Origin of the sequence: Candidatus Angelobacter sp. (assembly GCA_035607015.1) — a bacterium.
Taxonomy (GTDB): domain Bacteria; phylum Verrucomicrobiota; class Verrucomicrobiia; order Limisphaerales; family AV2; genus AV2.
The window spans coordinates 1-10,420 of the sequence record DATNDF010000129.1; the positions used below are offsets into that span (position 1 = coordinate 1).

9 protein-coding genes are annotated in these 10,420 nt (G+C 59.4%); 6 read left to right on the forward strand and 3 right to left on the reverse strand.

The window, feature by feature from the left end; all coding sequences use genetic code 11:
* Nucleotides 1-899: dihydrodipicolinate synthase family protein (locus tag VN887_05340; protein ID HXT39427.1), on the reverse strand; the 899-nt coding region annotated here is incomplete at its 3' end.
* A 2-nt stretch (nucleotides 900-901) separates the two neighbouring features.
* Entirely contained in the window at nucleotides 902-1,933 is a 1,032-nt protein-coding gene (locus VN887_05345; GenBank protein HXT39428.1) for an NAD(P)-dependent oxidoreductase, read from the reverse strand.
* Nucleotides 1,934-2,132: 199 nt separating this feature from the next.
* On the opposite strand from VN887_05345, the gene VN887_05350 reads away from it, so the two are divergent.
* The 3 genes from VN887_05350 to VN887_05360 are packed head-to-tail and all read left to right on the forward strand — an operon-like array spanning nucleotide 2,133 to nucleotide 4,606.
* The gene (locus VN887_05350; protein ID HXT39429.1) at nucleotides 2,133-2,672 is read left to right on the forward strand and encodes an RNA polymerase sigma factor; all 540 of its coding nucleotides are present in this window, start codon (nucleotides 2,133-2,135) and stop codon (nucleotides 2,670-2,672) included.
* Nucleotides 2,656-3,087: a hypothetical protein gene (locus tag VN887_05355; protein HXT39430.1), complete on the forward strand. Its 432-nt coding sequence runs from the start codon at nucleotides 2,656-2,658 to the stop codon at nucleotides 3,085-3,087. Before VN887_05350 ends, VN887_05355 begins: the two co-directional genes overlap by 17 nt.
* 10 nt (nucleotides 3,088-3,097) lie before the next feature.
* Nucleotides 3,098-4,606, forward strand: coding sequence for a hypothetical protein (locus tag VN887_05360; GenBank protein HXT39431.1), 1,509 nt, complete (start codon nucleotides 3,098-3,100; stop codon nucleotides 4,604-4,606).
* A 36-nt stretch (nucleotides 4,607-4,642) separates the two neighbouring features.
* On the opposite strand, the gene VN887_05365 is transcribed toward VN887_05360, so the two are convergent.
* Nucleotides 4,643-6,076 carry an aldehyde dehydrogenase family protein gene (locus VN887_05365; GenBank protein ID HXT39432.1) on the reverse strand — a complete coding sequence of 478 codons (1,434 nt, stop codon included), beginning with the start codon at nucleotides 6,074-6,076 and terminating at the stop codon, nucleotides 4,643-4,645.
* Between the two features lie 183 nt (nucleotides 6,077-6,259).
* Here VN887_05365 and VN887_05370 point away from each other — a divergent pair, with 183 nt between their 5' ends.
* The 3 genes from VN887_05370 to VN887_05380 all read left to right on the forward strand — a co-directional run.
* Nucleotides 6,260-7,126, forward strand: a complete 867-nt coding sequence (locus tag VN887_05370) for an alpha/beta hydrolase (GenBank protein HXT39433.1) — start codon at nucleotides 6,260-6,262, stop codon at nucleotides 7,124-7,126.
* A gap of 125 nt (nucleotides 7,127-7,251) precedes the next feature.
* Nucleotides 7,252-8,328 carry a DUF1080 domain-containing protein gene (locus VN887_05375; GenBank protein ID HXT39434.1) on the forward strand — a complete coding sequence of 359 codons (1,077 nt, stop codon included), beginning with the start codon at nucleotides 7,252-7,254 and terminating at the stop codon, nucleotides 8,326-8,328.
* Between the two features lie 270 nt (nucleotides 8,329-8,598).
* On the forward strand, nucleotides 8,599-10,420 hold a 1,822-nt coding region (locus VN887_05380; GenBank protein ID HXT39435.1), incomplete at its 3' end, for a DUF1592 domain-containing protein.

Below are 10,420 nucleotides of genomic sequence, written 5' to 3' on the forward strand. Positions count from 1 at the left end.
GGGATGCAACCGGCGAAATTGTTCTCCGCGTCGAAGAATGCGGCATTGCAGTCTGTGATCTGCGCGGCCTGTGTGAGCATCGAAGCGGGTATCGCTTTGGCGCCCCGCAGATGCCGGCATTCATCGAGGAGTTCGACGGCCCTCCGCGTCCAGCACGCCCAGTGACCGAGCAGACCACCCACGATCCGCAGTCGGACTTCACTGTGGCCCGTAGGAACCACGTGCTCCGTCAGAAGATCAACGACGATGGTGTCATCGTTGCCCGTGTAAAGCGCGATGTCGCCCGCGCGGCCCGCCGCGGCGACCGCGTGGACCACGTCGAGTGTCTGGTACCGGTTGAACGGAGCAATTTTGATCGCGACGACGTTGGGGATTTCCACGAAGCGTTTCCAGAAGGCGCGGGAAAGAACCCGTCCTCCGGCCGTTGGCTGAAGGTAAAAGCCGAACAGCGGAATTTCCCGCGCGACGGTTTCACAGTGAGCGACGAGTTGTGTGTCATCAGCGTCCTTCAAGGCGCCAAGCGAAAGCAGTCCGGCGTGATAGCCGGTCTCACGGGCGAAGCTTCCCTCGGTCACGGCCTGCTTCGTTCCGCCACAGATCCCGGCGATCCGAACGGTCTGTCCGTTCTCGCGCCGATCACATTCAGCAAGCGTTTCCGCTGCGAGTTCAAGCACCGGCTTGAACAAGGCGTGCTTTGGATCGCGGATTGCGAATTGGGTTGTGTGCACACCCACTGCGACACCGCCCGCGCCGGAGGCGTGATAATAGCGCGTCAACACCCGCTGACGTCGCTCGTCCAGCTTGCGCGCGGAAGTCAGCGCCAGGGGATGAGCGGGGATGACGATGCCTGCGCGAAGCTTCGCCGCTACCCATGCGGGCGGTTGGGAGAATTCGGCCATGTTCAGTACCGGCCGTCGCACACTTCGAAGTGCGTTGGTTTGTCCAGATAACGCCCGCCGTTCTTCACCCAATGTGCCGTCCAACGAATGATGCTGTCGAGCGGCGTGGCGGGAGCACCCAGTTCCGTGCAAAGTTTTGCCGGGTCGGAGAGCAGCGCCGTTCCCGATTCGCTGCCGGTAAATTTTGCGCGCCGGCCGAACAGCTCGGCGAACTTTGAGGCGGCCTCTCGCACGGATATGACTGTTGGACAGCAGAGGTTGAAGGCCGATGGCGGATTCGACGCCAGGGAAAGCGAACGAAGGATCATGTCACAGGCATCGCCCTGCCAGATGCAGTTGAAGCAGCCGTTCGCGAGGTCGATCGGCTCGCCGGCCCAGACCTTGCGCGCGATGTCCGCCAGTACCCCGTAACGGAGTTCAACGGCATAGTTCAGCCGAATCACGGCAACGGGCGTTCCGTTCTTCCGCGAACAATACTCGAACACGCGTTCGCGGGCGACCGCCGCGTTTGGATATTCGCCCAGCGGGGTCAGCGGATGCGACTCCTTCGCGCCCCCGGAATCCACCGGCACATGCGGATACACGTTGCCGGTGGAAAGCGCGACGATGCGAGCCGAGCGATAGCGCGCGGCAGCGGCTGCCGGCGCGAGGGTGTTCACCGCCCAGGTCATGGACGGATTCTCCGTCGTGCCAAATTTCAATCCGACCAGGTAAATGACATTCATTGAGTCGGGCAGATCGCGGATGTTGTCGTTCTCGAGCAAATCCGCGCGCCGGGTTTTGATCCCCTGCTCCTCGATTCGCCGACGCGCCGCCTCGCTGGAAAAGCGGCTCACGGCGATGATCTCGAGCTTCGAGCCGGCCGCCTCCGCGGCCCGTCGCGCCAGAACCCCCACTGTTGCGCCCATCTTGCCGCCCGCTCCAAGAATCACCAGCGGGCTGGAGACACTGCGGATGAATTCGATCAACACCGGCCCCGGCCGGGTCAGGACCGAGTCAAGCTGTTCTTCGGATTCGATGGGGCCAGTGGCCATGGTCGGTCAAAACAAACCGGTGCAATCCCCGCTTTTAGTCGCCGCCGCCCGATTCCGCAAGCGCGCGTCGCAGCGAGGGACCAACCAGCGGTTCCCGCTGTACGAAGGAAAACGGTGGAAACCTTGGTTTCAATTGAACCTTTTCTCGCTTCCCGCATTCCACTGGTTGTAAATGCTGGCAGTGGCTGAACGCGAAGAAATGCCCGTTCCACAGGCCAGGGCCGGAGATCCCGCCGCCTGGGATGCTCTTTTCAGGCGCTACCAACTGCCTCTTTACACCTATGTGTTTGAGTTGATCAAAGATGAGCAGGCTGGGCTCGATATTATCCAGGAAACTTTCATCGGCGCGGTGCGAAACATCGCCGGCCTGCGTGAGAATAAAAAGTTCGGGAGCTGGCTCTTTGGCATCGCTCATCAAAAATGCGTTCAACGCTGGCGTAAACAGAATCGTGAAAAGGACGCGCTTGAGGAAATTGCTGCCTCCCCGACTGAAGCTGATGATGATCCGGCACGCCTGCTCATCCGACAGGAACAGGAAGTCGAGTTTATGGAAACGCTGAATCAACTGCCGCCTGCACAGCGTTCCGTGGTGTTGCTGCATTTTATTGAGGAATTCTCAATCGAAGAAATCGCCGGCATCACCGGCGTGCCGCCCGGCACCGTGAAATCGCGCCTGCATTACGCCAAACAAGCACTCAGAAAGTTGTGGAAAGAGGAATCAAATGAAAAGTCCGCGTGAAGTTTTGTTGAAGCGACATCGCTCATCGAACCCCAGACTCGACGACCTTCGAACCAGGGTGTTGTCCGTCGCCTTGCCGAATGCAGCTCGCGACGCTCAACGAGAAAACCTTTTGCCGGTTCGAGCCGCGCTCGTGGTCTGGCGGCAACTGATCTGGCCGTGTCGCCGGGTCTGGGCAGGAATGGCTGCGCTATGGCTGGTGATGATCGCGATCAACGTCCTCACTCTCGACGAGCCGTTGGCGCGGAAAAAAGCGAGCCGCACGCCGATGGTGGATTTTTGGGCCTTCCTCGCTGAGCGAGAACGACTGCTCGTTGAAATGGGGGAAGCCGCCCCGCCACCACGACCACCGCAACCTGCGGCCGCTTCACGTCCAAGAAGCGAGTACCGCGTTGCAAATCGCGCACCGTGTTGAGATGCCAACCATGAAAGCTTCTGACAATCCGGCCGGATTGCGACGATCTGTTTTCGCGAGGTTCTGTCGCTGGCTGTTCAGTTGGAAGACACTTCGGCGTTCATTAGTCGCGCTGGCAGGGCTGATCACCTTGATCGCACTGCTGGTCACGGAGGAAAACTGGCGCGGCAAGCGGGACTGGGACAACTTCAAACGCGAGTGGGAGGCCAAAGGTGAACGATTCGATATCGCTTCCTTTATTCCGAAACCCGTGCCCGACGATCAAAACTTTGTGATGATACCGTTCTTTGCCCCATTACTTCAGAAGGAACGCAACATGGCCGCAGGCGAGTGGAAAGACACTAACGGGCTGCAAAGCTCATTGGACGTTTACGGCGGTGTTCACGGTAAGCGCGCTTTGTCCGGTAATCCTTTGTTTGGCAACCTGAAGGCAGGAGAACTTACCGATTTGCAGGAATGGCAGAAGTTTTACCGTGCCAACACAAATTTTACGGCCTCGCCGCGACCGCAGTATCCAGCAAAAGACGTCTTGTTGGCTCTAAAAAATTTCGAGCCGGTCCTGACTGAGTTACGCGAAGCCAGCCATCGCCCCGGCGCTCAGTTCCCGCTTTACCTGGACAGGTATCCCGGGCTGCCACTGATTCACCTCAGTAATCTCAGGGCCGTGGCGCTCGTCCTCCGGCTTCGCGCCACGGCTTTTCTCGCCGATCGCCAGAGCAGTGAAGCACTGCAGGACCTGCGAGTGAGTTTTCGACTGGCAGATTCCCTGCGGCCGGAACCGTTCCTGATTTCCCACCTCGTGCGACTCTCTCTTCTTGACGATTCGCTCAATGTCGTTTGGGAGGGATTGGCCCGGCATCAATGGAAGGAGACGGAATTGGTGGAATTGCAAACGATGCTGGCGTCGATCGATCTGTTTGCCGATTACGGCCGCGTCATGCGCGGCGAACGGGCTGGGAGCAACGTGCTGTTGGGCAGCTTGCGTCAAGAGAGACGCGTCTGGGCCGGATTGATTTACCAGAACCAGAAATGGATCAACCGCCTCTATCAGTTGAGAGTATTCCCTCTTATCGATGCCGGGCTGCACCGCGTCTATTTGATGCAAAGCAACCAGCTGACGAACGCGCCTGAAATCAGGAGAACCACGCCCTATAACATTCTCGCGCGCCTGCTGCTTCCAGCCATCGGCAAAAGCGCGGTCAAAACCGCGCGCGTCCAGGCGTTCCTCGATCAGGCGGCTGCGGCTAGCGCACTGGAGCGCTTTCGTCTGGTGAACGGGCAGTATCCGGAGAATCTCCAGGCTCTGGTTCCGCGTTTCATGAAAAGAATCCCACCGGACGTGATCAGCGGTAATCCGCTCCAGTACCGCCGCACTGACGCCGGGCGGATCATGCTCCGCTCGGCAGGCTGGAACCTGGAGAATGACGGCGCTGTGACAACCGATGGTCACGCGAAAACTTCAATTGAAGGCGCCAAGCGAAGCGACTGGGTCTGGACTTATCCGGTCAGCTCCGAGTGACATGTCGGAGTCGGCGAGCTCGCATAATCTTTTCTTTTACGCCTTCAGCCTGTCCGGAGTTGTCTGGAACGCCCGCGCCCGAAACAGAAAATCGACGATGTTTCCCTCGTGCGGCTGGAGCCAGTCGAGTTTGATGGTTGGGATGGGGCCGATGTTCAGGCGGTCGATGTTCGTGGCTTCGATGAGTTGCTGACTCCACGCTTTGTCATTCGTGATGGCGCTGCACACCAGCGTCTGGCCGATTTTTTTGATCATCTCGCCCTGCGGACATTGCACGACCGTCACGTAAGGAAACATGTATTCCGTTTGGGCAATCTTTCGATCAGGCGAATCGGCGTGAATCACCCACGACCGCAAATAAGCGCAACGTTCCTTCTCGACCAGGCGCGGGCCGAACTTAGCCGTCATGTCCGTCACACCGTCCTCTTTCATCTTCTCCAGGATGCCCGCGTGGATCGCCTGCGCCTGTCCGGACACCGTGAATGCAGCCAGACCCGCGGTCGGGTCTTCAGGGGGTTTCACATCGATCGGACCGAGCCGCTCCGCGAGTGCCTGCGCGATTTCCTTCGTGTGGCGTGAGGCCCATACTCCGGAACAATTGATGCAGCCGCGGCCGCTGTTCAGATAAACGCTGTCCACCATGAGGTCGATGTACTTCGGCCAGTTGTCCACTTCGTCGTCGCCGAGAATGATTTTGCTGAAGCCCGGCCCGTGGACCTGCACGCAGGGATTGCCATGATAGCGCTTCACTGTCTCGGTGCTGCCAAAGATTTTCACTCGCTGGACCTTGCTGACGACTTCGGCGCCCATCTCCGCGCCGCCGGGATAAACTCCGATCGCTTCGCGCGGCACACCGGCCTCGAAAAACGCCGCCGCCATCCGGTACGGCGTCCACGGCTCCTGCGGACCGGGCTTCAGGACGAGTCCGACCTGCATCGGAATCACCGGCAGCCAGAGCGTATGAACGCCCGGAGAATTCGAAGGCAGCACTAGGCCCAGCACCGGCGACTGTGCTTGATAACTGACCACAACACCGCGTCCTTCCTCGCCGTAACCGCGTGTGAGAACCTCGAGCGGCAGACCGCGCGTGAGGCAATCGAGAATTCGGTCCATGTTCGACAGCACAAAATGGTTTTTGGCCATGTTCGCCTTGCACATGTGCTCGGGCAGGCCGGTGGATGCCGATTGTTGCCGGGCGAAATCATCGGGCGACTGCTGGCCATCTCCCATCGGCAACGTGACGTCTTTGTAAAGATCAGCGGCCTTCTTCATCATCCGGACAAGCTGCGGGATGGGAATCTCGCGCAACACCTCGCGGGCGCGTTTCGCCTTTTTCATGTCCCTGGCTAGAAGACCGGGGTTGGCCTGGCTGACCCGGGCAAGCGTTTCGCCGGTTACGAAGTGGATGACGTTGTCGAGTTCGAGACTCTCGTAGGGTTGGCCCCATCGGAGCACAGGTATTTTGACCATACAGATGTGTCTATAACGGTGAAACCCGCCGCGGGTCTCGTGTGCGAACAGAATTGGCCATCGGAGGACATGCGATTCAAGCAAAATCTCCCGCCGGCATCATCGCGAACGGGTTTGTTGCTGCAAAATGTCCCGGCCTGATTACAATCTTGATCGGGCCCGGCGAAACCCGATCATCGCGTCATGAACACCTTATCAAAATCCCTGCTTGTGCTCGCGCTGTCGGCAGCAGTCACTGGCGCCGCGGACGAACTGAAGGAAGTCCTACTTTGGCCGAACGGAGCGCCCGGCTCGGAAGGCAGGACCGGGCAGGAAATCGTGCAGCGCGGCGCCAACGGCGAGCGCAGCGTCTTCCGCGTTCACCGTCCGAGCATCACGCCATATCTGCCGCCCAAGGACAAGGCCACGGGCACGGCGGTTCTGGTCATTCCCGGCGGCGGTCACCGTGTGCTGGCCATCGAACACGAGGGCTACAATGCCGCGCAGAAGTTGAGCGAGCACGGCATTGCCGCGTTCGTGCTCAAGTACCGGCTCGCGCGGGAGACAAACTCGACCTACCGGGTGGAAGTCGAGGCGCTCGCGGACACACAACGCGCCCTGCGCCTGGTGCGAAGCCGTGCGCAGGAATGGGGCGTTGATCCGGCGCGCCTGGGCGTGATGGGTTTTTCCGCGGGCGGCGAACTGGCCGCACTCGCCAGCATGAAGTTCGACAACGGGGTCGAAAACGCGACCGACGAAGTGGACCATCACAGTTCGAGGCCGGCGTTTCAGGCGCTGATTTATCCGGGCAGTTCCCGAAAGATCGACCCCGTGAAGGAATCCCCGCCGGTGTTCCTTGCCTGCGCCTACAATGACCGGCAGGACATCGCCGAGGGACTGGCCGAGGCGTATCTTCGCTTCAAGCGCGCCGGGGTGCCTGCGGAACTGCACATTTATGGCAGCGGCGGACATGGCTTTGGGGTCCGCACAAGCAACCGCAAACCGGTAGGAAGCTGGCTGACGCGGTTCGAGGAATGGCTGGGAGACGCCGGTTTTCTGCAAAGACCGTGATGCGATTGTTGAAATGAAGGTCTCGACGCCAGAATGAAGCGTTGCCCTTCCACTCTTGAGTTGTCTTGCGCGGTCTGATTCACTGATTCCATTACAGAGAAAGCAATCGGCAATCCCAACACGCCATGAAAAAAGCTCGACAGTTGCGACTGGCATTCCGCCGGATCGGCGCACCATCGGTGATTACGCTCGCGTTGCTCGTTCGAAGCGACATGCTTGCCCAACCGGACCCGAACTGGCTCGGGCACGATCGTGCCCGTCCGTTGCCGGTAGTCGTCGATCCCGGATCGCTCAGCACGCAGGACCAACCCGGCAAACCGCCCTCCGACGCCATCGTGTTGTTTGACGGGAAGGACCTTTCGCAATGGGCGGCCATGGACGGCAGCCCGACAAAGTGGGTAGCCAGGAACGGCGCGATGGAGTGCGTGCCGGGCAGCGGTTACGTGCGCACCCTGCAGTGCTTTGGCGACTGTCAGTTGCACGTCGAGTGGTCGGCACCGACGCCAGCTCGCGGCGAAGGCCAGGGCCGGGGTAACAGTGGCGTGTTTTTCGGACTGGATCGCTACGAAATTCAGGTCCTTGATTCTTACGGAAACAAGACTTATGCGGACGGCTCTGCTGCGTCGGTTTATAATCAATATCCTCCGCTGGTAAATGCTTCGCGACCGCCGGGGCAGTGGCAATTCTACGACATCATCTGGACAGCGCCGCGATTCGATCCCACGGGAAAACTCGTTTCACCAGCCCGCGTCACCGTGATCCACAATGGCGTACTCGTCCAAAACAATGTCGAACTGACCGGTCCGACCACATGGTTGACACGGCCTCCTTACGCTGCGCACCCGGAGAAACTGCCCATTTCCTTTCAAGACCACGGCAACCCGGTTCGTTTCCGCAACATCTGGGTTCGGGAGCTGGGCAGGCCCGCGAAGAAGGAATTCATGCTGCCAAACACCGTGCTCGATGGTTTCAGCGGCGACTACCAACGAGACCCCAACGACATTGTCAGAGTCCGCCGCGCCGCGGATGGGCTTTTGTCTGTCTCCTTCAGTGGCGCAACATTTCTGATGTATGCCGGGTCACCCACGCGCTTCTTCGCGAAGACGACAGACGTGCAATGCGAATTCCGATTCAGCGACGCGGAGAAGTTCGCCGTGCTCTCGGTCGGCGAAGGCGGAATGCGGGCAAAAAAGATCAATTAACGGGACCGCCTGGCCGGATCGCCAGGAGACGTCCGACCGCTTCGCCCGGGCAATCATGCGCGACGACTCGGCGTGATTTTTCTCTTTGCCAGAATTTCCCGGCCCGGTCACACTGAACATGGATGCCCCGAATTGACGCACTTCCGAAGTGCGAATGATTCGGCAGGCGCCGATGCCAAATTTGATTTCGATGTCGCACGTGCGTTTTGCCCAGCGGACGCAGTAACCCTGCGGCATCGCGGGCCGTCGGGTCGCAAGCAAAAAACAGCAATGTTCAACAAGACGAAACAGGTTGAGAACGCCTGTGTTGTCAACTCCGGCATCACGACGCAGTGGACGCGTGCCGCAGTGGCCTTTCTGGCGCTCGTCGCGTTGTGCCCCCCCTTGTTCAGCTCTGAAAATCCGGTCGCATTGCACTTCCGGAAAAACGTACAGCCCATTCTGGTCGAATATTGCTACGACTGCCATGGTGACGGGATGAACAAAGGGAAAGTCGCCTTCGATGGGTTCAAATCGGACGACGAGTTGGTGGGAAAGCGCGATCTTTGGTATGACGTGTTAAAGAATCTGCGTGCCGGCCTTATGCCGCCGCAGAGAAAAAAGCAGCCCTCTGAGGAGGAAATGCAACGTCTGGAGCGCTGGATCAAATACGAGGCGTTTGGTATCGATCCCGCGGATCCGGATCCCGGCCGCGTCACGATCCGCCGCCTCAACCGGATTGAGTATCACAACACGATCCACGATCTCATGGGCCATGATTTCAAGGCGGACGAGGAGTTTCCACCCGACGACACCGGCTACGGGTTCGATAACATCGGCGACGTGCTCACGGTATCGCCGCTGCTTCTGGAAAAATATATGCAGGCGGCCGAAACGATCGTGGCGGCGGCCGTCCCCAGGGTGTCAAGAGTCGTTCCGGAGGAGAATGTTTCCGGACGCGAGTTCAGCGCTGCGGAAGGACCGGGCACCGGCGACGTGATGACGTTCTACAAGGAGGCAAAAGTGTCACACACGGTTCGTGCCCGGGATGCCGGAGACTTCCGGATCGTCGTGGAACTGAATGTGCGTGGCGCGTTTGATTTCGATCCGGGCAAATGCCGGCTCATTTTCAAGTCGGATGGCAAGGAGCTTTTCAATCAGGAGTTCATCTGGAATGACAACAGGAGATTTCATTTCCAGTTTGATGAACGATGGGCCGCGGGCGAACACACGCTCGCGTTTGAACTCCAGCCGCTGACCCCGCCGGAGAAAAAGAAGACATCCGTGGACATGCACGTCGTTTCGGTAAAGGTCCAGGGACCCCTGGACGAAAAGCATTGGACAAAGACCAGGAACTACGACCGGTTTTTCTTTAATGACGAACCGCCGCGATCACCGGACGAGCGGCGCCGATACGCGCGGGAGGTGCTGCGCCGATTTGCGACAAAAGCATTCCGCCGTCCGGCAGACGACAGAACACTGGACCGCCTTGTCGGGATCGCCGAAGAAGGCTACGGCCGGGCAGGCAAGCGTTTTGAAGAAGGCGTGGCCCAGGCGATGGTCGCGGTGTTGTCCTCGCCGCGTTTTCTTTTCCGCGTCGAGGCTGTTGAGCCGGGTGAAGCAGGCGCCGCTCACCCGTTGGTTGACGAATACGCGCTCGCTTCGCGTCTCTCTTATTTTCTCTGGTCCACCATGCCCGACGAGGAGTTGTTTCGACTCGCCGAACGCCGTGAATTGCGAACGAACCTTCGTGCGCAGGTCAAGTGGATGCTGGCGGATCCACGGTCGAACGAACTGGTCCGGAACTTCATCGGGCAGTGGCTCCAGGTGCGGGACGTGGATGGCATCAACATCAACGCGCAGGTGGTTCTGGCCGCGGACAAAGGCGAAAACAAGGACCTTGAAAAGATGCGGCAGCGCTTTCGCGAACTGCAGGCAATTCCGGAGGAACAACTGACCCCAGAGCAGAAACACGAACGCGAACAGCTGGCGGAACGGCGGCGCCAGCGCTTCAACCGGCCGGCGGTCGAGCTGGACGGGCCGCTGCGCCGCGCCATGCAGGAGGAAACGGAGATGTTTTTCGGAAATATCGTGCGCGAAGACAGGAGCGTCA

What these genes read in the sequence shown, in the direction of transcription:
- VN887_05345 (HXT39428.1), bottom strand. Translation starts at nt 1,933, where the DNA reads ATGGCCACTGGCCCCATCGAATCCGAAGAACAGCTTGACTCGGTCCTG.
- VN887_05370 (HXT39433.1), top strand. Translation starts at nt 6,260, where the DNA reads ATGAACACCTTATCAAAATCCCTGCTTGTGCTCGCGCTGTCGGCAGCA.
- VN887_05355 (HXT39430.1), top strand. Translation starts at nt 2,656, where the DNA reads ATGAAAAGTCCGCGTGAAGTTTTGTTGAAGCGACATCGCTCATCGAAC.
- VN887_05350 (HXT39429.1), top strand. Translation starts at nt 2,133, where the DNA reads ATGCCCGTTCCACAGGCCAGGGCCGGAGATCCCGCCGCCTGGGATGCT.
- VN887_05365 (HXT39432.1), bottom strand. Translation starts at nt 6,076, where the DNA reads ATGGTCAAAATACCTGTGCTCCGATGGGGCCAACCCTACGAGAGTCTC.
- VN887_05360 (HXT39431.1), top strand. Translation starts at nt 3,098, where the DNA reads ATGAAAGCTTCTGACAATCCGGCCGGATTGCGACGATCTGTTTTCGCG.
- VN887_05375 (HXT39434.1), top strand. Translation starts at nt 7,252, where the DNA reads ATGAAAAAAGCTCGACAGTTGCGACTGGCATTCCGCCGGATCGGCGCA.